Source organism: Pseudomonas sp. MT3 (assembly GCF_054720805.1).
The window spans coordinates 106,616-128,512 of sequence record NZ_JBTVPY010000002.1 but is presented as its reverse complement, the minus strand read 5'-3'; the positions used below and the strand labels follow the sequence as shown (position 1 = coordinate 128,512).

The 21,897-nt window shown below is 66.9% G+C and carries 22 protein-coding genes; 18 read left to right on the top strand and 4 right to left on the bottom strand.

Annotation, left to right across the window (positions count from 1 at the left end):
* Window positions 1-152 precede the first annotated feature (152 nt).
* From rpmE to ACYCAX_RS02385, 8 genes are all read left to right on the top strand, one after another.
* Entirely contained in the window at window positions 153-368 is a 216-nt protein-coding gene (rpmE, locus tag ACYCAX_RS02420; protein ID WP_015475183.1) for a 50S ribosomal protein L31, read from the top strand.
* A gap of 25 nt (window positions 369-393) precedes the next feature.
* A complete protein-coding gene (locus ACYCAX_RS02415) occupies window positions 394-1,197 on the top strand; it encodes a thermonuclease family protein (RefSeq protein ID WP_460247357.1) in 804 nt (267 codons plus the stop codon).
* Window positions 1,194-2,642: a M48 family metalloprotease gene (locus tag ACYCAX_RS02410; protein WP_460247356.1), complete on the top strand. Its 1,449-nt coding sequence runs from the start codon at window positions 1,194-1,196 to the stop codon at window positions 2,640-2,642. The genes ACYCAX_RS02415 and ACYCAX_RS02410 overlap by 4 nt, the downstream gene beginning before the upstream one ends.
* Before the next feature lie 103 nt (window positions 2,643-2,745).
* The gene (locus ACYCAX_RS02405; RefSeq protein WP_015475186.1) at window positions 2,746-4,014 is read left to right on the top strand and encodes a malic enzyme-like NAD(P)-binding protein; all 1,269 of its coding nucleotides are present in this window, start codon (window positions 2,746-2,748) and stop codon (window positions 4,012-4,014) included.
* A 139-nt stretch (window positions 4,015-4,153) separates the two neighbouring features.
* Complete coding sequence (locus ACYCAX_RS02400; protein ID WP_294977412.1) at window positions 4,154-5,497, top strand: NfeD family protein; 1,344 nt, start codon at window positions 4,154-4,156, stop codon at window positions 5,495-5,497.
* Entirely contained in the window at window positions 5,497-6,267 is a 771-nt protein-coding gene (locus ACYCAX_RS02395) for a slipin family protein (RefSeq protein ID WP_041711687.1), read from the top strand. Before ACYCAX_RS02400 ends, ACYCAX_RS02395 begins: the two co-directional genes overlap by 1 nt.
* 89 nt (window positions 6,268-6,356) lie before the next feature.
* Complete coding sequence (locus ACYCAX_RS02390; protein ID WP_460247355.1) at window positions 6,357-7,133, top strand: phosphatase PAP2 family protein; 777 nt, start codon at window positions 6,357-6,359, stop codon at window positions 7,131-7,133.
* Between the two features lie 67 nt (window positions 7,134-7,200).
* Window positions 7,201-7,932 carry a substrate-binding periplasmic protein gene (locus tag ACYCAX_RS02385; RefSeq protein ID WP_294977414.1) on the top strand — a complete coding sequence of 244 codons (732 nt, stop codon included), beginning with the start codon at window positions 7,201-7,203 and terminating at the stop codon, window positions 7,930-7,932.
* 128 nt (window positions 7,933-8,060) lie between these two features.
* On the opposite strand, the gene yccS is transcribed toward ACYCAX_RS02385, so the two are convergent.
* A complete protein-coding gene (gene yccS, locus ACYCAX_RS02380) occupies window positions 8,061-10,256 on the bottom strand; it encodes a YccS family putative transporter (RefSeq protein ID WP_460247354.1) in 2,196 nt (731 codons plus the stop codon).
* Window positions 10,257-10,443: 187 nt separating this feature from the next.
* Window positions 10,444-11,820: an ATP-dependent RNA helicase DbpA gene (gene dbpA / locus ACYCAX_RS02375; protein WP_460247353.1), complete on the bottom strand. Its 1,377-nt coding sequence runs from the start codon at window positions 11,818-11,820 to the stop codon at window positions 10,444-10,446.
* Between the two features lie 319 nt (window positions 11,821-12,139).
* On the opposite strand from dbpA, the gene ACYCAX_RS02370 reads away from it, so the two are divergent.
* Together ACYCAX_RS02370 and rloA3 are read left to right on the top strand one after the other, a co-directional pair.
* Window positions 12,140-12,352, top strand: a complete 213-nt coding sequence (locus ACYCAX_RS02370) for a cold-shock protein (protein WP_015475193.1) — start codon at window positions 12,140-12,142, stop codon at window positions 12,350-12,352.
* A 93-nt stretch (window positions 12,353-12,445) separates the two neighbouring features.
* Window positions 12,446-12,964: a retropepsin-like aspartic peptidase RloA3 gene (gene rloA3, locus ACYCAX_RS02365; protein ID WP_294977416.1), complete on the top strand. Its 519-nt coding sequence runs from the start codon at window positions 12,446-12,448 to the stop codon at window positions 12,962-12,964.
* On the opposite strand, the gene mdtD is transcribed toward rloA3, so the two are convergent.
* Window positions 12,965-14,401 (bottom strand): multidrug transporter subunit MdtD, encoded by a 1,437-nt coding sequence (gene mdtD, locus ACYCAX_RS02360; RefSeq protein WP_015475195.1) that lies wholly within the window; start codon window positions 14,399-14,401, stop codon window positions 12,965-12,967.
* A 291-nt stretch (window positions 14,402-14,692) separates the two neighbouring features.
* Here mdtD and ACYCAX_RS02355 point away from each other — a divergent pair, with 291 nt between their 5' ends.
* Window positions 14,693-15,235 (top strand): DUF2780 domain-containing protein, encoded by a 543-nt coding sequence (locus ACYCAX_RS02355; RefSeq protein WP_015475196.1) that lies wholly within the window; start codon window positions 14,693-14,695, stop codon window positions 15,233-15,235.
* A 101-nt stretch (window positions 15,236-15,336) separates the two neighbouring features.
* Window positions 15,337-15,891 (top strand): DUF2780 domain-containing protein, encoded by a 555-nt coding sequence (locus ACYCAX_RS02350; RefSeq protein WP_015475197.1) that lies wholly within the window; start codon window positions 15,337-15,339, stop codon window positions 15,889-15,891.
* A 7-nt stretch (window positions 15,892-15,898) separates the two neighbouring features.
* Here ACYCAX_RS02350 and ACYCAX_RS02345 read toward each other — a convergent pair whose 3' ends face one another.
* Window positions 15,899-16,798 (bottom strand): acyltransferase, encoded by a 900-nt coding sequence (locus ACYCAX_RS02345; protein ID WP_015475198.1) that lies wholly within the window; start codon window positions 16,796-16,798, stop codon window positions 15,899-15,901.
* Between the two features lie 137 nt (window positions 16,799-16,935).
* On the opposite strand from ACYCAX_RS02345, the gene rloA2 reads away from it, so the two are divergent.
* The 6 genes from rloA2 (at window position 16,936) to ACYCAX_RS02315 (ending at window position 21,897) form a co-directional block, all read left to right on the top strand.
* The gene (rloA2, locus tag ACYCAX_RS02340) at window positions 16,936-17,463 is read left to right on the top strand and encodes a retropepsin-like aspartic peptidase RloA2 (protein ID WP_460247352.1); all 528 of its coding nucleotides are present in this window, start codon (window positions 16,936-16,938) and stop codon (window positions 17,461-17,463) included.
* 66 nt (window positions 17,464-17,529) lie between these two features.
* On the top strand, window positions 17,530-18,216 hold the full coding sequence (creB, locus tag ACYCAX_RS02335) for a two-component system response regulator CreB (RefSeq protein ID WP_015475200.1): 687 nt from the start codon (window positions 17,530-17,532) through the stop codon (window positions 18,214-18,216).
* Window positions 18,216-19,631 carry a two-component system sensor histidine kinase CreC gene (gene creC, locus ACYCAX_RS02330; protein ID WP_460247351.1) on the top strand — a complete coding sequence of 472 codons (1,416 nt, stop codon included), beginning with the start codon at window positions 18,216-18,218 and terminating at the stop codon, window positions 19,629-19,631. Before creB ends, creC begins: the two co-directional genes overlap by 1 nt.
* Before the next feature lie 171 nt (window positions 19,632-19,802).
* Window positions 19,803-21,245 carry a cell envelope integrity protein CreD gene (creD, locus tag ACYCAX_RS02325; RefSeq protein ID WP_460247350.1) on the top strand — a complete coding sequence of 481 codons (1,443 nt, stop codon included), beginning with the start codon at window positions 19,803-19,805 and terminating at the stop codon, window positions 21,243-21,245.
* Window positions 21,246-21,256: 11 nt separating this feature from the next.
* The gene (locus ACYCAX_RS02320; RefSeq protein ID WP_015475203.1) at window positions 21,257-21,556 is read left to right on the top strand and encodes a hypothetical protein; all 300 of its coding nucleotides are present in this window, start codon (window positions 21,257-21,259) and stop codon (window positions 21,554-21,556) included.
* A complete protein-coding gene (locus tag ACYCAX_RS02315) occupies window positions 21,553-21,897 on the top strand; it encodes an ABC transporter substrate-binding protein (protein WP_460247349.1) in 345 nt (114 codons plus the stop codon). The genes ACYCAX_RS02320 and ACYCAX_RS02315 overlap by 4 nt, the downstream gene beginning before the upstream one ends.

Genomic DNA, 21,897 nt, shown 5'->3' with positions numbered 1-21,897 from the left:
AGGCTTGACTTGCGTGGAAAAACAGCTCTGGTATGATCCACGCCCTTAATTTGTGCGGTGCCCGGTAAAGATCCCGCCTGCGGTCCTCGATGACCGTGGCTCGGCTTCTGACAGAGACTGGGTGGCGGCACACCAACCAGAGAGAAGACATCATGAAACCGGAAATCCATCCCGCTTACGAAGACATCGAAGCTACCTGCAGCTGCGGCAACGTGATCAAGACCCGTTCGACCCTGTGCAAGAGCATCCACCTGGACGTCTGCTCCGAGTGCCACCCGTTCTACACCGGCAAGCAGAAAGTCGTCGACACCGGCGGCCGTATCGATCGCTTCAACCAGCGTTTCGCCATGTTCGGTGGCAAGAAGTAAGATCGATTTCCGGGAAAGGCCCTCGATGGTTTTTCACGGCATCCCGAAAAAGGCGTCCCTGGTGGGCGCCTTTTTTGTGGCCGTCTGCCTGGTCGCGGACGTGTCGGCCGCTGCCTGTCCGAAGCCCGGATCGCCCGAAACGGTGCGCGTGGCGCGGGTGGTGGATGGCGACACGCTGAAGCTGGCCGACGGCCGCAGTGTGCGCCTGATTGGCGTGAACGCCCCGGAGCTGGCCCATCGCGGTCGCCCGGAAGAGCCTTTCGCCGTCGCCGCGCAGCGCCGGTTGCAGGCGCTGGTAGCGGCCAATGACGGCGAGGTCGGCCTGGTTGCCGGCCGGCAGGGCAAGGACAAGTACGGCCGCACCCTGGCCCACGTCTACGATTCGCGCGGCAACAACCTGGAGTCCCGGCTGCTGGCCGAGGGCTTGGGCTACCTTGTAGCTATTGCTCCGAATACCGATCTCACCGCCTGCCAGCAAATGGCCGAGCGCGAGGCGCGCAATGCCGGGCAGGGACTGTGGAAGCGTTCGCCGGTTCAAACGGCGCAGCAACTTCACGAAAGCGGCTTTGCCGTGGTTCGCGGTCGGGTCGAACAGGTGCAACGTAATGGCGGCGGCCTGTGGATCGATCTCGACGGTCCGCTGGTGCTGCGCATCGCTCCGCGGCTGGTGAAGCGTTTCGGCGATGCAACCCTGCGTGAGCTGCGCGGTCGACACGTGGAAGCGCGTGGCTGGGTGATCGACCGGTCCGAGCGCGGTGCAATCAATTCTGGACAGGCACGCTGGATGCTGCCTTTGACCGACCCGGCGATGATGGAGGTATTGCCATGAGTGTGCGTTCGTTCGGAACCCTGGCCGTGCTGGCGCTGCTCGGTGTCCTTGGCGGCTGCGCCACCAACCCGGCCACCGGCAAGTCTGACTTCGTGATGATGAGCGAGCAGAGCGAGCTGGACATGGGGCAGAAATACAGCCAGGAAATCCTCAAGCAGTACCCGCGCTACGAGGACGAGAAGCTGCAGGCCTACGTGCAGCAGGTCGGCGAACGGGTCGCCCGCGCCGGCGACCGGCCCAACCTGCAATACCACTTCACCGTCATCGATACGCCCGACATCAACGCCTTCGCCCTGCCCGGCGGCTACGTCTACATCCATCGCGGCCTTATGGCCTACCTGGGCTCGGAAGCGGAGCTGGCCGCCGTGCTCGGCCACGAGGTCGGCCACGTCACTGCCCGTCACAGCGTGCGCCAGCAGAGCCAGTCCAGCGCCTGGAACATCCTCGGCCAGGCCGTGGCCATCGGCACCGGGGTTGGCGCCGCCGCCGACCTGACCAACGTGCTCGGCACCGCCTTCGTGCGCGGCTACGGCCGCGACATGGAGCTGGAAGCCGACGGCCTGGGCGCCAAGTACCTGGCCCGCGCCGGCTACGATCCGACCGCGATGATCCAGGTGGTGCGGGTGCTGAAAAACCAGGAAGACTTCGCCCGCGACGAAGCCGTGCGCAAGGGGCAGGCGGCTCAGCCGGTCGGCTACCACGGCCTTTTCGACACCCACCCGGACAACGACCAGCGCCTCAAGCAGGTGGTCGGCCCCGCTCAGGCCCTGGCCGGCGGCCAGCAGGAAGTCGGCGCCGAGCGTTACCTGAAGGCCATCGACGGCATGCCGTTCGGCGACTCGGCGTCCAGCGGCATCCGTCGCGGACAGACCTTCTACCATTCGGAGCTGGACTTCACCCTCAGCTACCCGGCGGGCTGGGGCATTCTCAACCAGCCGACCGCCCTGGTGGGCTTCACCGCCGACCAGCAGGCCTATATCGGTATGAAGCTGGTGCAGCGCGATGGCCAACTGACCCCGGCGGAGTTCCTGCGCAAGGGCGCGGGCGGCCGCCTGGCGGGCGAGGAGAGTTTCAAGCAGGCCGGCCTGGACGTCGCCACCGGCGTAGTGCCCGGTTCGCCGGCGCGCCGCGTCGCGGTGATCTACCAGAAGGAGCGTGCCTACCTGTTCGTCGGTGCGGTCAAAGGCCGCGCGTCCCTGGAGACAGTGGACGACCAGTTCCTGCAGGTGATCCGCAGCTTCCGGCCGATGCGCGCCGATGAGAAAAAACTCGCACAACCGCGCAGGATCGACGTCGTTCAGGTCAAATCCGGGCAGACTGTCGAGGAGTTTGCGAAAGCGGGGCCGGGGCTGGAATCTGACGCGATAAATCGTATACGCTTATTGAATGACTTGTATCCAATTGGCCAGCCAAAATCTGGTGATTGGCTAAAGGTCGTACGCTAGAGGTCTTGACAGCAGGGGCTTGGGCTACCTTGGCAGGTGCGGGCTTTCTGCGTATGCTCGGACCCCCGTCTGTCCAACAAGCAACAAAAGCGGAAGTGCCCAAATGTCTGATCTCAAGACCGCTGCCCTCGAATATCACGCCCAACCCCGCCCCGGTAAACTGAGCGTCGAGCTGACCAAGCCGACCGCCACCGCCCGCGACCTGTCGCTGGCGTACAGCCCGGGTGTCGCCGAGCCGGTGCGCGAAATCGCGCGTGATCCGGAACTGGCCTTCAAGTACACCGGCAAGGGCAACCTGGTCGCGGTCATTTCCGACGGCACCGCCATTCTCGGCCTGGGCAACCTCGGCCCGCTGGCCTCCAAGCCGGTCATGGAAGGCAAGGGCGTGCTGTTCAAGCGCTTCGCCGGTGTCGACGTGTTCGACATCGAAGTCGACGCCGAAAGCCCGCAGGCCTTCATCGATACCGTCAAGCGCATCTCCATCACCTTCGGCGGCATCAACCTGGAAGACATCAAGTCGCCCGAGTGCTTCGAGATCGAGCGCGCGCTGATCGAACAGTGCGACATCCCGGTGTTCCACGATGACCAGCACGGCACCGCCATCGTCACCGCCGCCGGCATGCTCAACGCCCTGGAAATCGCCGGCAAGAAGCTGGAAACCGCGAAGATCGTCTGCCTGGGCGCCGGCGCCGCCGCCATCTCCTGCATGAAGCTGCTGGTGAGCATGGGCGCCAAGGTCGAGAACATCTACATGATCGACCGCCAGGGTGTGATCCACGCTGGCCGCAACGACCTGAACCAGTACAAGGCCGTGTTCGCCAGCGAGACCGACAAGCGCACCCTGTCCGACGCCCTGGAGGGCGCCGACGTATTCGTCGGCCTGTCCGGCGCCAACCTGCTCAGCGCTGAAGACCTCGCCCGCATGGCGCCGAACCCGATCGTCTTCGCCTGCTCCAACCCGGACCCGGAAATTCAGCCGGAACTGGCCCACGCCACCCGCAATGACGTGATCATGGCCACCGGCCGTTCGGACTACCCGAACCAGGTGAACAACGTACTGGGCTTCCCCTTCATCTTCCGCGGTGCCCTGGACGTACGCGCCACCCGCATCAACGAAGAAATGAAGATCGCCGCCGCCCTGGCCCTGCGTGACCTGGCCAAGCAGCCGGTACCCAAGGACGTGTGCGACGCCTACGGCGTGAGCGCCCTGGAGTTCGGCCGCGAGTACATCATTCCGAAACCGATGGACAAGCGCCTGATCACCGTCGTTTCCGACGCGGTGGCCAAGGCCGCCATCGAGACCGGTGTGGCGACCCTGCCGTACCCGGCGCACTACCCGCTGCAGTCCGTGGAAGACGTCTTCAAGGGCTGATTCCCGCTGCATCTGGAAAACCCCGCTTCGGCGGGGTTTTTCGTTTCCGGCGGGAGGTCGGGCCGGGGAGCTATGCTTAGGGAAGGGCGTCGTTCATTCATTCGCCGCGACGCCCACCGGCTTCGGCCGGGGAGGCGCCATGTCGAGGCTGCTTCGCCTTTTCGCCTGTTTCCTGCTGCTTGGCGCAGGCGGGGTGCTGGCGGCTCCCACGGTGGTGGTGCTTGACCTGGACGGCGCCATCGGCCCGGCCAGCGCCGACTACGTGGTGCGCGGCATCAGCCGTGCCGCCGACGAGGGCGCGGCGCTGGTGGTCCTGCGCATGGACACCCCCGGCGGGCTGGACAGCGCCATGCGCAGCATCGTCAAGGCGATCCTGACGAGCCCGGTGCCGGTGGCGGGCTACGTCGCTCCCGGCGGCGCACGCGCCGCCAGTGCCGGGACCTACATTCTCTACGCCTGCCACGTCGCCGCGATGGCGCCGGGCACCAACCTGGGCGCGGCGACGCCGATACGGATCGGCATGCCGGATGCGGAAAAGCCGCAGGACAAGTCCGCCGACAAGCCCGATACCGGGACGGACACGCTCGAGCGCAAGCAGATCAACGATGCCGCGGCCTACATCCGTGGCCTGGCGCAACTGCGCGGTCGCAACGCGGAGTGGGCCGAGCGCGCGGTGCGCGAGGCGGTCAGCCTGGCGGCGGACGAGGCGCTGAAGCAGAAGGTCGTGGATGGGGTGGCGCCGGACATTCCGATGCTGCTGACCATGATCGATGGCCGCAGTGTCAGCGTCGACGGTCGCGATGTGCGCCTGGAGGTGGCCGGTGCGGCGTTGCTTCAGCGCGAGCCGGACTGGCGGACCCGGTTGCTGGCGGTGATCACCGATCCCAGCGTGGCGCTGATCCTGATGATGATCGGCATCTACGGCCTGATCTTCGAACTGGCCAACCCCGGCATGGCGCTGCCCGGGGTGTTGGGAGCGATCTGCCTGCTGCTGGGGCTGTATGCGCTGCAGATGCTGCCGGTGAACTACGCCGGGGTGGCGCTGATCCTGTTGGGCCTGGGCTTCATGGTCGGCGAGGCCTTCATGCCCAGCTTCGGCGCGTTGGGGCTGGGCGGCATCGTCGCCTTCGTGGTCGGTTCGCTGATTCTGATCGACACCGATGCCCCGGGTTTCGGCGTTCCCCTGGCGCTGGTGATCACGCTGGCGACGGTCAGCGCCCTGTTCATCGGCGGCATCCTCGGTGTGGCGCTCAAGGCCAGGCGGCGCGCGGTGGTCAGCGGGCCCGTGGGGCTGCTGGGCAGCCTGGCGACCATCCAGTGGGTGGCCGACGATGATCCCTGCGCCGGCTGGGTCGTGCTGCAGGGCGAGCAGTGGCAAGTCCACGCCAATCGCCCGCTGCACTGCGGCCAGCGGGTGCGGGTGATGGCGCGTAACGGCCTGAGCCTGGAGGTGGCGGCCAACGACGATTCAGGAGGTGTGTGATGGGCTTTCCCTTCGGACTCTTGGTGGCGCTGATCCTGCTGCTGTTCCTGGTGCTCAGCGCGTTGCGAATCCTGCGTGAGTACGAGCGCGGGGTGGTGTTCCAGCTCGGCCGCTTCTGGAAGGTGAAGGGGCCGGGGTTGGTGCTGGTGATCCCGGTGGTGCAGCAGATGGTCCGGGTCGACCTGCGTACCGTGGTACTCGACGTACCGCCGCAGGACGTGATCTCCCGCGACAACGTCTCGGTGAAGGTCAACGCGGTGGTGTACTTTCGCGTGCTCGATCCGCAGAGGGCGATCATCCAGGTGGAGAACTTCCTCGCCGCGACCAGCCAGTTGGCGCAGACCACCCTGCGCGCGGTGCTGGGCAAGCACGAGCTGGACGAGATGCTGGCCGAGCGCGAGCGGCTCAACATGGATATCCAGAAGGTCCTCGATGCGCAGACCGATGCCTGGGGCATCAAGGTGGCCAACGTCGAGATCAAGCACGTCGACCTCAACGAGTCGATGATCCGCGCCATCGCGCGCCAGGCCGAGGCGGAGCGGGAGCGGCGGGCCAAGGTCATCCATGCCGAGGGCGAGCTGCAGGCTTCCGAGAAGCTGATGCAGGCCGCCGAGATGCTCAGCCGCCAGTCCGGGGCCATGCAGTTGCGCTACATGCAGACGCTGGGCTCGATCGCCGGCGACAAGAACTCCACCATCGTCTTCCCCATGCCCATCGAACTGTTCCAGGGGTTGCTGGAGCCCGGCGGCAAGTCCGCCAAGCCTGACTGAAGACAAGGTCTGCCAGAGCATCAGCGTCTATAGTTGCGGGCTCATGCACTGACGCGTCCATTCCAGGACGAGATGGACGCCCTGGGGGAATGATGAACTCTACCCTGCTGACGGCCATGACCCTGGCCGTTACCGCTGGCCTGGTCGGTTGCGCGGGCACGCCTCAGATGAGCTGGTCGCGCGTGGGCGACTCCGCGCAGCGCGCGGTGGTCAGCCCGGACGTCTGGGCCCCGGTGGCCGGCGCGGCGGTGATCGCCGCCGGCAACTGGGACCACAAGTGGCAGCGCTCGGCGAGCGACCACGACTGGTTGTTCGGCGGCGATGCCAACCAGGCCGCCGACAGTATGCTCAACCTCGCCACCGGCCTGAGCGTGCTCAGCGCACTGGTCGCCGCGCCCAAGGAGGCGGATACCGAGGAGAAATGGAGCTGGCGCGGGCGCAACCTGGCGCTGCTGGCGGCGGACCGCTACGCCGTGACCGGATTCGTCGAGGAGGCCAAGGAGTGGTCCGGGCGCGAGCGGCCCGACGGGATTCCCGACGATTCCTTCCCGTCCAAGCACACCGCCGTCACCGCCGTGCACACCAGCTTCACCCGGCGCAACCTGGACTACATCGACATGGATCCGACCCTGCGCTACACCGCCAAGGCCGGGCTCTACACTCTCGACGGACTGACTGCGCTGGCGCGGGTCGAGGGCGACAAGCACTATCCCACGGACGTGCTGGTGGGCATGGCGGTGGGTAACTTCTTCGCCAATTTCACCTACAACCTGTTCCTCGAAGGGCCCGAGCGCGACCGTTACAACCTCACGGTGATCCCCGAGACCGGCGGCGGCATGAGCCTGCGCGCGGCGATGCTGTTCTGACCGGGTTGGCGCTCCAGCGGGGGCTGCGGCTAGTCTTGCCTGATTCTTTCCCCGAATGAGAGCGTCGATGCCGCTGCGCCTGCTGCTGTTGCTGTTGTGTCTCGTCAGTGCCGCGCCGCGCGCCGATGATGTGCTGCGCGTTGCCGCCGACCGCTGGCCGCCCTATGCGGACATCCGGCTACCCGACGGCGGCGTGGCGGTGCATCTGGTGCGCGCGGCCCTGCAGCGTGCCGGCTACGCCAGCGAGTACGTCGAGGTGCCCTGGCCGCGCGTGCTGCATGGCGTGCGCGGCGGCGAGTACGACCTGGTGGTGGATGCCTGGTACAGCCCGGAGCGGGAGGCATTCGGCGTCTTCTCCGAGTCCTACCTGAGCAACCGCGTGCGCCTGCTCAAGCGACGCGGCTCGCCGATCACCTTCGCCCACCTTGCCGACCTGTACCCCTACCGGATCGCCGTGGTGCGGGGCTACAGCTATTCCCCCGAGTTCGACAGCGACCCGAGGTTGCGGCGGGTGCCGGTGCTCAGCTTCGCCAACGCCGCGCTGATGTTGCAGGCCGGGCGGGTGGACCTGACGCTGGAGGACGAGATCACCGCTCGCCACCAGTTCGCCGGGGAACTGGCGGCGGTCAGGGGCGAGCTGGAGTTCCTGCCGGCACCGCTGGCGGAAAAGGGGCTGCACATCCTGGTCAGCCTGCGCAATCCGAAGCACGCGCAGATCGTCGCGGCGTTCAACGAGGCCATTCGCGCGATGCGGGCGGATGGCAGTTATGACGCGTTGATGCGGGAGCATGGGTTGTAACGGACAGTCGGGCTGGGGCTTGCCGGGATGGCTTTTCGTAGGAGCGAGCTTGCTCGCGAATGAGCTCTCCCGGCGGCAGCGGTGCCGTGCGGTTCGCGAGCAAGCTCGCTCCTACAGAGAAGGAGTGCTCAGGCCGTCTCGGTCTGCTCCGTACCGATCTCCTTCTTCAGCAGATGCGCCGCCAAGGTGCGCAGCGGCGTGAGCTGGCGGCAGATCAGCGCCAGCTGGGTCTGTACCAGGCGGTGCGCGTCGTCCTGTTCTTCGGGGAGTTCTTCCAGGCGCCGGGCCAGGGCGTCTTCCTCGTCGCTGTAGATCGCCACCGGGCGCCGTTCGGTGAGGCGCGTGGCGATGTCGTCGAGGCTGGCGGTGAGGTGCTCGGCGGCTTCGCCGATCAGCGTGTCGCTCGGCGCCGTGGGCAGGCGGTCGCGGTGCGCGCCGAGGGCGGAGAGGTAGCTGAGCAGGGTGTGGGACAGCACCAGGAAGCGGAAGCCGATCTCCGCGTCCTTCCGGAAGTGGCCGGGCTCCAGCAGCATGTTCGACAACGTGGTCGAGAGCGTCGCGTCGGCGTTGTGCGCGTTGCGCCGGGCGGTGCGGTAGGCGAGGTCGTCGCGCTTGCCGTTGGCATACTGCTGCATGATCTCGCGCAGGTAACGGCTGTTGCACGCCAGGGTGCCGCCGACCAGGCGGTGCAGGCTGCGCCCGTGCCAGTCGGGCAGCACCAGGAACACCGCGACGCCGGCGATCAGTGCGCCGAGCAGGGTGTCGAACAGGCGCGGCAGGATCAGCCCGTAGCCGTCGCCCACCTGGTTGAAGCAGAACAGCACCAGCAGGGTGATCGCCGCCGTCGCCAGGGTGTAGCGGGTGCTGCGGGTGGCGAAGAAGGCGACCCCGGCGACCACCGCCAGCAGCGACTGGATCAGCGGGTTGGGGAACAGGTCGATCAGCGCCCAGCCGGCCACCAGTCCGACCAGCGTGCCGAGGATCCGCTGCACCAGGCGGATGCGCGTGGCGCCGTAGTTCGGCTGGCAGACGAACACCGTGGTGAGCATGATCCAGTAGCCCTGGGTCGGGTGGATCAGGTGCAGCATGCCGTAGCCGGCGGCCAGCGCCAGCGACAGGCGCAGGGCGTGGCGGAACAGCAGCGAGGTCGGCGAAACCTGCAGGCGGAGACGTTCGAGCGCGTCCTTGACCGAGCGCGGCGAGCGGTCGAGCAGGGTGCTGTCCTGCTCGTCGTCGAGCATGTCGGGGTTGCTCGCGCCGCTGAGCTTGCGGTCCAGCGTGGTGAGGTTGGCCGCCAGCGCGCCTAGGGAGCGCAGCAATCCGCGCCAGGCCGGCTTGCCCTGCTGGCGCAGGTAGTCCAGCGAGGCGTTGAGGTCGGCCAGGGCCAGTTCGCTGTCGTTGTAGTCGAACGGCTGGCGCAGCTGGATCGCTTTCGCCAGCGCCTTGCACGCCTTGCCCTGCTGGTTGAGCAGGCGCTGGCAGCGGAACAGCACGTCGCTGTGGAAGAAGGTTTCGGCTAGCTGGTTGTATGGATAGTGCGAGGAACTGGCGCGCTCGTGGACGTCCTGGGCGATGAAGTAGAGCTTCAGGTAGCGGCTGATCTTCGGCCCGGGCCTGCCGTGGGACAGGCGTGCGAGGATGGTTTCCTTGGCCTGGTTGAGCGCCACCACCACCCGCCCGTTCTGCCGCGCCAGGGCCAGGCGCTGGGCCTCGACGTCGAGATGGCGCAGCGGCTCCAGCAGGGTCGACTTGATCTTCAGGTACTCGCCCAGTTCGAGGAACAGTCTGGCCAGGCTCTGCTGCACCGGCTGGTTGGCGAACAGCGCGTTCCACAGTACCGAAAGCAGGCCGTACCAGAGCGCGCCGGCCACCAGCAACAGTGGTTCGCGCCAGAAGTCGCTGGGTGTGCCGCCGCGCTGGTCCACGCCGATCATGGTGTAGATCGACAGGATCAGCGTGGCCGAGGCGATGGCCGCGTAGCGCTCGCCCAGTGCGCCGAGCAGGGTCATGGCAAAGGTCGAGAGCGCAAGGCCGGCGACGAAGACGAGCGGGTAGGGGAACAGCAGCTCCACCGCCAGCGCGGCGATGCTGAAGCACGCCAGGGTCACCAGCAGTGCCTGCAGGCGGCCGAGCCAATGGTCGTCGGTTTCCGCCAGGGCGCTGGCGATGACGCCGAGGAACAGCGGGATCACCAGCTCAGGCCGGCCTTGCAGCCAGCACGCCAGCATGGCTCCGCTGAGGGCGACGAACACCCGCAGGCTGTAGGCGAACTTGTCCAGCGCCCAGAGGCGCCGCAGGGACTGGAACAGTGGGGAGGACGGCATGCGAGTCGGAGGCTTCCGGGTGTCTGCCGCCCAGACTAGCGGAACGCTCCGGGTGCGGCTATCGCGAGCGCGACAGGGTGTGGCACGGATGCTCTTCGTAGGAGCGAGCTTGCTCGCGAACAGTGTTCGCCGGCTGCTGCGCTGCCATGCGGTTCGCGAGCAAGCTCGCTCCTACAGAAAAGCTGTGTCAGAGGATGCGCGCCTTGAACGAGCGGCCCTTGATCCTGCCTTCGTTGAAGTGCTTCAGCGCCTGCTTGGCGCAGTCGCGTTCCACGGCGACGAAGGCCTGGAAGTCGAAGATGGCGATCTTGCCGACCTGGGTGCCCTTGAGCCCGGCGTCGCCGGTCAGCGCGCCGAGGATGTCGCCGGGGCGCAGCTTGTCCTTGCGCCCGCCGGCAATCGCCAGGGTGGTCATCGGCGGCAGCAGTGGGGCGTCGTTGGCCTTGAGGAAGTCGATGCGCTCCCAGTTCAGCGGCGCGCCCTGCAGGTCTTCGATGGCCTGCGCGCGGCTGGCTTCGGCGGGGGTGACCAGCGACAGCGCCAGGCCCTTTTCGCCGGCACGACCGCTGCGACCGATCCGATGAATGTGGACCTGCGCATCGCGCGACAGTTCGACGTTGATCACCGCTTCCAGCGCGGCGATGTCCAGCCCGCGCGCGGCCACGTCGGTGGCCACCAGCACGCTGCAACTGCGGTTGGCGAACAGGGTCAGCACCTGGTCGCGCTCGCGCTGCTCCAGGTCGCCGTGCAGGGCCAGGGCGGAAATCTTGCGGGCGTTGAGTTGCTCCACCACTTCCATGCACTGCTGGCGGGTATGACAGAAGGCGACGCAGGATTGCGGGCGGAAATGCTGAAGCAGGCGTACGACCGCATCGAAGCGTTGCTTCGGATCGATCTCATAGAAGTGCTGTTCGATCTGGCTGTCGTCGTGCAGCGCTTCCACTTCCACGCGCTCGGGATTCTTCAGGAACTTCGCCGCCAACTGGCCGATGCCTTCGGGGTAGGTGGCGGAGAACAGCAGGGTCTGCCGGCGCGCGGGCAGTTGGCCGATGATGTCGGCGATGCTGTCGTAGAAGCCCATGTCGAGCATGCGGTCGGCTTCGTCGAGCACCAGGGTGTTCAGGCCGTCGAGTTTCAGGGTGCCGCGGCGCAGGTGCTCCTGCACCCGGCCCGGGGTGCCGACCACCACGTGGGCGCCGTGCTCCAGCGAGCCGATCTGCGGGCCGAAGGGCACGCCGCCGCAGAGGGTCAGCACCTTGATGTTGTCGGCGGCGCGGGCCAGGCGGCGGATCTCCTTGGTTACCTGGTCGGCCAACTCGCGGGTCGGGCACAGCACCAGCGCCTGGCAGCCGAAGTAGCGCGGATTGAGCGGGCTGAGCAGGCCGATGCCGAAGGCGGCGGTCTTGCCGCTGCCGGTCTTGGCCTGGGCGATCAGGTCGCGGCCCTTGAGGATCGCAGGCAGGGCGGCAGCCTGGATCGGAGTCATCTCGCGGTAGCCGAGGGAGTCGAGGTTTGCCAGCAGGTCGGCCGACAGGGAAAGGCTGGAAAATGCGGAGGTGGTCACGAAAGAGGCCCGGTGAATCCATTGGTCGCGCAGTGTAGCAGGCGAGCGCCCTCCGGCGGGCTGTGATGCCGACGGTACAAGGCTTTGCGCCCACTCGTCAGAAATCCCGCGACTGGCTATCTATGGTTTTTTATACAGATTCGCTTTCCGTAGGTTTTTGTCGTAGAGTGCCTGAACTGTGTTTGCATGGGTCGCCGTCGATCGTGACCTGATGCGGTCGGTTATTCCACCCCGTCCTGCTCGACTCCTTGTAACTCCTTGCAACTCAGTTCCTGGCCACTCGTGGCTAATTTTCAAAATATGTTCCAAGGAGAACACCATGTCGAATCGTCAGAACGGCACCGTCAAGTGGTTCAACGAGACCAAAGGCTACGGCTTCATTACCCCGGAAAGCGGCCCGGACGTTTTCGTTCACTTCCGCGCCATCGAAGGTAACGGCTTCAAGACCCTGGCCGAAGGCCAGAAGGTCAGCTTCGAAGTCGTGCAGGGCCAGAAAGGCATGCAGGCCGAGCGCGTTCAGGTGATCAACTAAGATCCCCTGGCGTCAGCCAAAAGAACCCCGGGTGGAAACATCCGGGGTTTTTTATTGCCTAATGCGTCGTCATCCCTTCCGGAGCTCCCATCCATGCCGTCGCCCGTCCTTCGCCTGCTGGCCCTCGGTCTGTTCGCCTTCACCGGCACCTGCGCGGTCGCGGCCGGCGAGCCCGCTCAGCCCAGCACCTGGGGTTGGGTCGAGACGCTCAAGCTGATGCCCGAGGATGCCGCGCTCAAGGCCAAGCTGGATACCGGGGCGCAGACGTCCTCGATGGACGCGCGCAACATCACCCGGATCAAGAAGAACGGCGAGCGCTGGGTGCAGTACGACGTGATGGTCACCGACTCCACCACCGGCAAGGAACTGCGCCTGCCCTTCGAGCGGCGGGTCGAGCGCGTGCTGAAGTTCAAGACCGCCAGCGGCATCGAGCGCAGCCCGGTGGTGCTGATGGATGTGTGCCTGGGCAACAAGGTCTACCGCGAGCAGTTTTCCCTGCGCGACCGGCAGACCCTGGACTACCCGGTGTTGCTCGGCCGCCGCAGCCTGGAGCACCTGGGCAGCGTGGACGCCTCGAAGACCCAGACCCTGGCGCCCACCTGCAAGCCTTGATCAGTGTTCGTTGACGTTGTTTTCCGGGTCGACCCGGCGCGGAGTCGTGCGGCCGTCGTCGGAGTTGAGCTGGAAGAAGATCGCCGCCGCCAGCATCGATAGCAGGCCAACGCTGAAGTAGGTCGCGTGGAAGGCCGACAGCACGTCGCCCTGCGCGCTTTCCTGATCGCCGTTGAAGCCGCCCAGCAGCGCCGCCGCGCAGGCGATGCCCATGCCGATGGACAACTGCATCACCACCGACAGCAGGCTGTTGCCGGCGCTGGCGTTGTCGTCGCGCAGGTCGATCAGCGAGAGGGTGTTCATCGCGGTGAACTGCAGCGAGTTGATCCCGCCCAGCACCGCCAGCTGCGCCAGCAGCAGCGCGTAGGGTGTGTTCTGGTCGACCAGCCCCAGACTGGCGATCAGCGCGCCCAGCAGCAGGGTGTTGCCCACCAGCAGCCTGCGGTAGCCGAACAGCTCCAGCAGCGGCTTGGCCAGCGACTTGATGACCATCGCCGCCAGGGCCATCGGAATCATCGTCATGCCGGCCTTGGAGGGCGAGAAGCCCAGGCCGACCTGCAGCAGCAGCGGCGTGAGGAAGGGCAGGGAGCCGCTGCCCAGTCGCGCGAACAGGTTGCCCAGCACGCCCACGGCGAAGGTGCGGGTGGTGAACAGTGCCGGTGGGAACAGCGGCGCCTCGATGCGCAGCGCGCGCAGCCAGTAGGCCGCCAGCAGCACCAGGCCGCCCACCAGCAGCAGGACCACGCGCACGTGGGGCATGCGCAGCTCGCCCAGGCCTTCCAGGGCGATGGTGATCAGCACCATAGAGCCGCCGAACAGCAGGAAGCCGATCGTGTCGAAGCGCGTCGCCCGTACGCCGCGCAGGTCCGGCATCAGGCGCAGGGCGACGAGAAAGCCGATCAGCCCCACCGGCAGGTTGATCAGGAAGATCCAGTGCCAGCTGGCGTACTCCACCAGCCAGCCTCCCATCGTCGGGCCGGTCAGTGGGCCGAGCAGGCCGGGGATGGTGACGAAGCTGAGGATCCGCACCAGCTCGCTGCGCGGGTAGACCCGCAGGATTACCAGGCGTCCCACCGGCATCATCAGCGCGCCGCCGACGCCCTGCACCACCCGGGCGGCCACCAGGGTGCCGAGGGTGGGGGAGAGCGCGCAGAGCAGCGAGCCGAGGCTGAACAGGAAGATCGCGAAGAGGAACACCCGGCGCGTACCGAAACGGTCGGAAATCCACCCGGAGGAGGGGATCAGCAGCGCCACCGTGAGCAGGTAGGCGATCACCACGCCCTGCATGCGCAGCGGATCTTCGTTGAGCGAGTGGGCCATGCTCGGTAGCGCGGTGTTGAGGATGGTGCCGTCCAGGGCCTGCATGAAGAAGGCGATGGCCACCAGCCAGGGCAGCAGGCGGGCCACGCGGGGCGTCAGGGTGAAGGGTTCGCTCATGATCGATCCATCGGTCAGGGATGGCTCTAGCTTAGGGAATCCTGGCGCAAGTTGGAAAATTCGCGCCGTCGTGACCTGGCCGGATGTTTCGGTGCCGGGACCGGCTGCCCATCGCAGGTTCAGGTTCCGCAGTTCGGAACACCTGTGCTAGACCTTTATCGGCCCCTTTCTTCCGCCGTTGTGATCGAGTGCCGCGTTCCGCCGCGGGCGTCGGACATGGCGGAACGATGTCACTGCCGACCGGTCGATATGGCGTCCGGTCGCTTGCCGGAATTTCCAGAGGAGACAGCGATGTCCGTCAAACCCCGAGTCACCCTCGCCCTGGCCACCGTGCTGGCGGCGTCTTCCGCATTTGCCTTCAACCTCGGTGACGCCGCCAAGGCGGTGTCCGGCGCTACCGGCGGCAGCACCGCGCAGGTCGCCACCACGCCACAGGCCAGCGGCCTGCTCAGCGCCCTGACCGGCCAGCTCGGGGTCAGCGACGAACAGGCCCTGGGCGGTACCGGCGCGCTGCTGGGACTGGCCAAGAACAAACTCAGTGGCGGCGACTACTCGCAATTGCTGCAGGCCGTCCCCGGCCTCGACAAGCTGTCGGGCAGCAGTGCGCTGGGCGGCCTGGGCGGTCAGCTCGGCGACCTCGGCGGCAGCGCGTCCAGCGGCCTGCTGGGCAACGTCAGCAACCTGGGCGATGTGAACAAGGCCTTCGGTGCGCTGGGCATGGATCAGAGCATGAGTGGCAAGTTCGCCGGCGTGCTGCTGGACTATTTCGGCAAGCAGGGCGTGAACAGCCAACTGCTGAGCAGCCTGAGCGGGCTCTGGGGCGCAGGCGCCTGAGTTAACGGGCCGCCGGCCGGTGCGGAACCGCTGGCGGCCCGCCGGGTCGAATCGGCGACCCGGTCCCTGTTCGGGGCCGGGCATCCTCCTCGGAGTCGTCGATGTCCGCCAAATCCGCCGTTGTTCTGGCCGCCGCCTGGCTGGCCGTATCTCCCGTGTTCGCCGCCACCTTTGCCGAGAACGCCGAGCCGGCGCCGGCAGCCGAAGCGCCCGCGCAGACGGCCAGCGCGCTGCTGACCCACCTGACCCATCAGTTGGGTGTCAGCGAACAGCAGGCCATTGGCGGCACCGGCGCCTTGCTGGGACTGGCCCTGAATACCCTGAAGGACAGCGACAGCACCCAGTTGCAGAAGGCCATGCCGGACATGCAGCAGCTCGCCGGCAGCGGTTCCGTGGGCGACCTGGGGGGCATGCTGGGTGGGCTGGGCGGCGCCGCGGCGCTGCTCGGGGGAATCAACAACCTGCAGGATGTCGACCAGATCTTCGGTGTGCTGGGCATGGACCAGTCGATGATCGGCCGCTTCGCCGGGGTGATCCTCGACTACTTCACCGAACAGGGTCTGAGCAGCCAGTTGCTCGGCACGCTCGGCGGCCTCTGGGGCATGCCCGCCTCGCCGGCATTGCAGACTCCGCCGGTCACCGGGCGCGGGGCGTAGGCCCGGTTCAGAAGGTCTGGCGCAGCGCCTCGATGCGCGCGTCCTTCTCTTCCCACAGGCGTGACACCCAGGCCTGCACGTACTGGCGAAACTCGGGGTCGTTCTCGTAATCGCCCTGCCACAGCGCAGGGTCGATCTCGCGGGCCTGGATATCCACGATCACCCGCGGCACGCGTCCGCACAGCAGATCCCAGAAGCCCGGCCGCGGGCCCTTGGGGTAGACCAGGGTGACGTCCAGCAGGGTATCCAGTTGCTCGCCCAATGCCGCCAGCACGAAGGCCACGCCGCCCGCCTTGGGGCGCAGCAGATGCTTGTAGGGGGATTGCTGGTTGGCCTGCTTGGCCGGGGTGAAGCGGGTACCTTCGAGGTAGTTCACCACGGTCACCGGCATGCGCTTGAACTTCTCGCAGGCGGCCTTGGTGATCTCCAGGTCCTTGCCCTTGAGTTCCGGGTGCTTCTCCAGGAAGGCCTTGCCGTAGCGCTTCATGAAGGGGTAGTCCAGCGCCCAGAAGGCCAGGCCGAGGAAGGGCACCCAGATCAGTTCCTTCTTCAGGAAGAACTTGAAGTAGGGCGTCTTGCGGTTGAAGGCCTGCACCAGCGCCGGAATGTCGACCCAGGACTGGTGGTTGCTGATCACCAGGTAGGAGGTGTCGCCACGCAGGTTGTCGCCGCCACGGATGTCCCAGACGGTCGGGGTCATCAGCGCGAAGACGGCCTTGTCGATCTCCGCCCAGGTCTCGGCGATCCACATCACCCCGCGCGAGCAGGCGTCCCTGGCCGCCTGGCCGGGGACGATCAGCTTGAGCAGCGCGATCAGCAGCATCGGGCCGATCAGGATCAGGGTGTTGAGCAGCAACAGGACGCCGGCGATGACGCCGGTCAATGCCTGCAGGGAGTGTGCCCGCATGACGATCCGATTCCTTGTGCGACGGTGGCGCGGCCATGATACGCAGACAATTCCCGTGGCCCAAGCGGGGATGGTATGGCGAACCAAGGGCCGTCGTGCTAGTCCTATGCGCACATGCCTCACCCCGGAGATTCTGCGTGAAACGCGCCCTCGCCCTGCTTTCCCTGTTCGCTCTGCCCAGCCTGGTGCTGGCCGCCGAACCCAAGCTCTATGGCCGCTACGAATGGGTCAGCCTGCCCGAACTCGACCAGACGCTGCAGGCGAAGATGGACACCGGTGCCTACACCTCGTCGCTGTCGGCCAGGGACATCCAGATCTTCCAGCGCGACGGCGAGGACTGGGTGCGCTTCAAGCTGGCCACCAAGGAGGGCGGCGACTCGGTGTACGAGCACAAGCTGCTGCGCATCTCCAAGATCAAGAACCGCTCCGAAGGCGCCGCCGAGGACGAAGAGGAAGACAGCAACCCCGGCCTGAGCCAGCGCCCGGTGATCGAGCTGCCGGTGTGCCTGGGCGGCGACCAGCGCACTATCGAGGTCAACCTGACCGACCGCAGCCACTTCAACTATCCGTTCCTGATGGGCACCAAGGGCCTGCGCAAATTCCACGTCGCGATCGATCCCGGCGAACGCTTCGCCGCCGGCAAGCCGACCTGCTCCGGCGGCTGAGACCCCGATTGACGCGGTGCCGGGCTTGCGGCACCGTGCCGGCAGTTTCCACGGAGCCGGAGCCTTATGCCGCACATCCTCATCGTCGAAGATGAAGCCGCCATCGCCGACACGCTGCTCTACGCGCTGCAGGCCGAAGGCTTCGCGACCACCTGGCTGAGCCTGGCCGGCGTGGCGCTGGAGCGGTTGCAGCGCGAGGCGTTCGACCTGGTCATCCTCGATGTCGGCCTGCCCGACATCAGCGGCTTCGAAGCCTGCAAACGGCTGCGGCGCTTCTCCGAGGTGCCGGTGATCTTCCTCACCGCCCGCGACGCCGAGATCGACCGGGTGGTGGGCCTGGAGATCGGCGCCGACGACTACGTGGTCAAACCATTCAGCCCGCGCGAGGTCGCCGCGCGGGTGAAGGCCATCCTCAAGCGCACCGCGCCGCGCGAGGCGCCCATTGCGAGCAATGGCAGCGGAGCGTTCGAGGTGGACGAGGAGCGTGCGTCGATCCGCTATCACGGCCAGCCGCTGGCGCTGACCCGCCATGAGTTCCGCCTGCTGCAGACCCTGCTGGCGCGCCCCGAGCGAGTGTTCAGCCGCGAGCAGTTGCTCGATGCCCTGGGCGTCGCCGCCGACGCCGGCTACGAGCGCAACGTCGACAGTCACATCAAGAGCCTGCGCGCCAAGCTGCGCCAGGTCGCCGCCACCGCCGAGCCGATCCAGACCCATCGCGGCCTGGGCTACAGCTACGCGCCGGACAAGAGCTGATGCGCCTGTCGCTGCGGATCTTCCTGGTCTATTTCCTGTTCGTCGGGCTGACCGGCTGGTTCGTCCTGCGCACGGTGATGGACGAGATCCGTCCCGGCGTGCGCCAGTCCAGCGAAGAGACCCTGGTGGACACCGCCAACCTGCTGGCCGAGGTGCTGCAGGCCGACGTGAAGAACGGCAGCCTCGACCAGAGCCGGCTGCCCGAGATGCTCCGCGCCTACGGTGCGCGCAGCCCGCAGGCGGATATCTGGGGGGTGAACAAGACGGCGGTGAACCACCGCATCTACGTCACCGATGCGCGCGGCATCGTCCTGCTCGACTCCCTCGGTCAGGCCGTGGGCCAGGACTATTCGCGCTGGAACGACGTCTACCTGACCCTGCGCGGGCAGTACGGCGCGCGTTCCAGCCGTGAGTCGGCGGATGACCCGGAATCCTCTGTGATGTACGTCGCCGCGCCGATCCGCGATGGGGAGAGGATCATCGGCGTAGTGTCGGTGTCCAAGCCCAACCGCACCCTGCAACCCTACATCGACCGCTCCCAGCGTCGCCTGGCGTGGCTCGGCGCCGGGCTGATCGTCCTCGGACTGCTGGTCGGCGCGCTGCTGTCCTGGTGGCTGAGCCGCTCGCTGGATCGACTGACCCGCTACGCCCAGGCGGTCAGCGAAGGCCGGCGAGCGGAGCTGCCGCGCTACCGGGGCGGCGAGATGGCGCAGTTGGCCGATGCGGTGGAGCGCATGCGCGTGCAGCTGGAGGGCAAGGCTTACGTCGAGCGCTACGTGCACACCCTGACCCACGAATTGAAAAGCCCGCTGGCGGCGATCCGTGGCGCGGCGGAATTGCTCGAAGGGGAGATGCCCGCCGAGCAGCGGGCGCGCTTCGTCGGCAACATCGCCGGGGAAAGCGAGCGGCTGCAGCAGTTGATCGAGCGCCTGTTGAACCTGGCCCAGGTGGAGCAGCGCCAGGGGCTGGAAGAGCGGGTGCAGGTGACCCTGCACGAGCTGGTCGATGAATTGATCGACGAGCGGCTGGCGCGTGGGCAGGGCGTGCAACTGGCGAACGATATCCCGCCCCAGGCGACGGTGACGGGCGAGCGTTTCCTGCTGCGCCAGGCGCTGGGCAATCTGCTGGACAATGCGCTGGATTTCACGCCGGCGGGCGGTGTCATCCGCTTTGACGCGCAGCCCGAAGGCGAGGGCTGGCGCGTAGAACTGTTCAACCAGGGCGACGCCATTCCGCAGTTCGCCCTGCCGCGCCTGACCGAGCGTTTCTATTCCCTGCCGCGCCCGTCCAGCGGGCGCAAGAGCACCGGGCTCGGCCTCAACTTCGTGGCCGAAGTGGCGGCGTTGCATGGCGGTGAGCTGTGCGTGGAGAACGCCGAGGGTGGGGTGCGGGCGAGCCTGCTTTTGCCCTCGTAGGAGCGAGCTTGCTCGCGAACCGATTCCGCAGCGGGGATTGTTCGCGAGCAAGCTCGCTCCTACGAAAAGCCAGCGCCACACAAATCCCACACAGTCTCCACATTCCCGCCCAGGCGCCCCCACGCGCGGGCCCCAGGCTTGCTCCGTCGTCCACCTACGGAGAAGCCCTCAATGAATCGCCAACTCGGCATCAAGCTCGGCGCCATCGCCCTGCTGATCGTCCTCCTGCTGATCCCCCTGCTGATGATCGACGGCCTGGTCGACGAGCGTCAGAACTACCGCGACGAAGTCCTGCGGGACATCGCCCGCAGCGCCAGCTACAGCCAGCAGCTCACCGGCCCGCTGGTGGTCGTGCCCTACAGTCGCACCGTCCGTGTCTGGCGCCTGGACAAGGCGAGCCAGCAGCGCGTGTTGCAGGAGCGCGAGGTGCGCGGCCGCCTGTACTTCCTGCCGGAGACCTTCCTGCTCGATGGGCAGATGCGCACCGAGCTGCGCCATCGCGGCATCTACGAGGCGCGCCTGTACCACGCGGACAGCCAGGTCAGCGGCAGCTTCGTGCTACCGGCCAACTACGGCATCGGCAGCGACCTGGAGAGCTATCGCTTCGACGCTCCCCTGCTGGCAGTGGGCATCAGCGATGTGCGCGGTATCGAGAACGCGCCGAAGTTGAAGGTCGGCGACGAGCTGCGCGACTTCCAGCCGGGCACCCAGAGTCGGTTCCTCGGCAATGGCGTGCACGCCGTGCTGCCGTTCAAGGCCAGCGACCGCGAGCAGCGCTTCGACTATTCCTTCGAGCTGTCGCTGCTGGGCAGCAGTCGCCTGGACATCACCCCGGTCGGCCGCGACAGCCAGGTCAACCTGGTCTCTGATTGGCCGCACCCCAGCTTCGGCGGCGAGTTCCTGCCCACCGAACGCAGCGTCAGCGACCAGGGCTTCAGTGCGCGCTGGCGCACCAGCTTCTTCGCCACCAACCTGGAGGACCAGCTGCGCGCCTGCACCGCGCCGGCCCAGGCCGACGTCGCCCGTGCGGTCGAAGCGGTCGACTCGGATGCCTCCCGTGCCAGTTCGGCGGAGTGCAGCGAGTTCGGCCAGCACCGCTTCGGCGTGGCGCTGGTGGACCCGGTGGACCAGTACCTGAAGACCGACCGCGCGGTGAAGTACGCGCTGCTGTTCATCGTCCTCACCTTCGCCGGCTTCTTCCTCTTCGAAGTGCTCAAGCGCCTGTCGGTGCACCCCATCCAGTACGCCCTGGTGGGCATGGCGCTGGCGCTGTTCTACCTGTTGCTGCTGTCGCTCTCCGAACATGTCGGCTTCGAGCTGGCCTATCTGATTTCCGCCGGCGCCTGTGTCGGGCTGATCGGTTTCTACCTCTGCCACGTGCTGCGCAGCCTGTGGCGCGGAGCCGGGTTCAGCGTCGGGCTGGCAGGGCTCTACGGGATGCTCTACGCGCTGCTCAGCGCCGAGGACTACGCCTTGCTGATGGGTTCGCTGCTGCTGTTCGGCGTGCTCGGCGGCGTGATGGTGTTGACCCGCCGGCTGGATTGGTACGGCATCGGCAAGCCCCGTGGCGACGATCTGGAATTTTCCCTGGACGACGTGCGCGTGCAGCGCTGAGGAGAAGACAAATGCCCAACCTGATGCGGTTTTCCCTGTGCCTGCTGGCCGGCCTGCTGCTCAGTGGCCTGTGCCTGCCGGTGCTGATGCTGCTCGGCCGCTTCGACTGGATCGCCCTGCTGGTGGCCACCGGCAAGCCGCTGGCGCACCTGGCGCTGTTGCTGCCGGGCGACCTGTGGACACAACTCACCGGCGTCGAGGATGCGGCGAACAATCCCCATGTGCGTTCCTTCCTGGAAATGTGCATGGGCGTGGCCCAGCTCGGCCTGCTGCTGGCGCTGCCGATCTACCGACTGGGGAAGACGTCATGAGTGCGTGGAACGGACTGCGCGAGGAGCGCGAAGTGGGCCGGCGGCTGGCGCGGCGGGTCGCCGGGTTGTTCGAGCAGGGGATGGGGCGGCGAGTGGTGCGTGACGAGCGGTTTCAGCGCAGGGTGGTGCGGCACGGTCGATGCGAGGTGAAGTTCTGGCGCGCCGGCTATGCCCTCACCCCAGCCCTCGGCTTTAGTGTCCTGCGTCGCCCTACCTCCTGCATCCATGCAGTCGTCTCCCAAAGGGAGAGGGTGCTGGGCGGCGCCGGCTGGCAAGTCTGGAGTCAGCCGGCGCGACACCAGGACTGTTTTGCGCAGGAGCGCAGCGATAGCCATCGATGA

Coding starts and splice junctions, on each gene's coding strand:
- rpmE (WP_015475183.1), top strand. CDS start 153: ATGAAACCGGAAATCCATCCCGCTTACGAAGACATCGAAGCTACCTGC.
- ACYCAX_RS02415 (WP_460247357.1), top strand. CDS start 394: ATGGTTTTTCACGGCATCCCGAAAAAGGCGTCCCTGGTGGGCGCCTTT.
- ACYCAX_RS02410 (WP_460247356.1), top strand. CDS start 1,194: ATGAGTGTGCGTTCGTTCGGAACCCTGGCCGTGCTGGCGCTGCTCGGT.
- ACYCAX_RS02405 (WP_015475186.1), top strand. CDS start 2,746: ATGTCTGATCTCAAGACCGCTGCCCTCGAATATCACGCCCAACCCCGC.
- ACYCAX_RS02400 (WP_294977412.1), top strand. CDS start 4,154: ATGTCGAGGCTGCTTCGCCTTTTCGCCTGTTTCCTGCTGCTTGGCGCA.
- ACYCAX_RS02395 (WP_041711687.1), top strand. CDS start 5,497: ATGGGCTTTCCCTTCGGACTCTTGGTGGCGCTGATCCTGCTGCTGTTC.
- ACYCAX_RS02390 (WP_460247355.1), top strand. CDS start 6,357: ATGATGAACTCTACCCTGCTGACGGCCATGACCCTGGCCGTTACCGCT.
- ACYCAX_RS02385 (WP_294977414.1), top strand. CDS start 7,201: ATGCCGCTGCGCCTGCTGCTGTTGCTGTTGTGTCTCGTCAGTGCCGCG.
- yccS (WP_460247354.1), bottom strand. CDS start 10,256: ATGCCGTCCTCCCCACTGTTCCAGTCCCTGCGGCGCCTCTGGGCGCTG.
- ACYCAX_RS02370 (WP_015475193.1), top strand. CDS start 12,140: ATGTCGAATCGTCAGAACGGCACCGTCAAGTGGTTCAACGAGACCAAA.
- rloA3 (WP_294977416.1), top strand. CDS start 12,446: ATGCCGTCGCCCGTCCTTCGCCTGCTGGCCCTCGGTCTGTTCGCCTTC.
- mdtD (WP_015475195.1), bottom strand. CDS start 14,401: ATGAGCGAACCCTTCACCCTGACGCCCCGCGTGGCCCGCCTGCTGCCC.
- ACYCAX_RS02355 (WP_015475196.1), top strand. CDS start 14,693: ATGTCCGTCAAACCCCGAGTCACCCTCGCCCTGGCCACCGTGCTGGCG.
- ACYCAX_RS02350 (WP_015475197.1), top strand. CDS start 15,337: ATGTCCGCCAAATCCGCCGTTGTTCTGGCCGCCGCCTGGCTGGCCGTA.
- ACYCAX_RS02345 (WP_015475198.1), bottom strand. CDS start 16,798: ATGCGGGCACACTCCCTGCAGGCATTGACCGGCGTCATCGCCGGCGTC.
- creB (WP_015475200.1), top strand. CDS start 17,530: ATGCCGCACATCCTCATCGTCGAAGATGAAGCCGCCATCGCCGACACG.
- creC (WP_460247351.1), top strand. CDS start 18,216: ATGCGCCTGTCGCTGCGGATCTTCCTGGTCTATTTCCTGTTCGTCGGG.
- creD (WP_460247350.1), top strand. CDS start 19,803: ATGAATCGCCAACTCGGCATCAAGCTCGGCGCCATCGCCCTGCTGATC.
- ACYCAX_RS02320 (WP_015475203.1), top strand. CDS start 21,257: ATGCCCAACCTGATGCGGTTTTCCCTGTGCCTGCTGGCCGGCCTGCTG.
- ACYCAX_RS02315 (WP_460247349.1), top strand. CDS start 21,553: ATGAGTGCGTGGAACGGACTGCGCGAGGAGCGCGAAGTGGGCCGGCGG.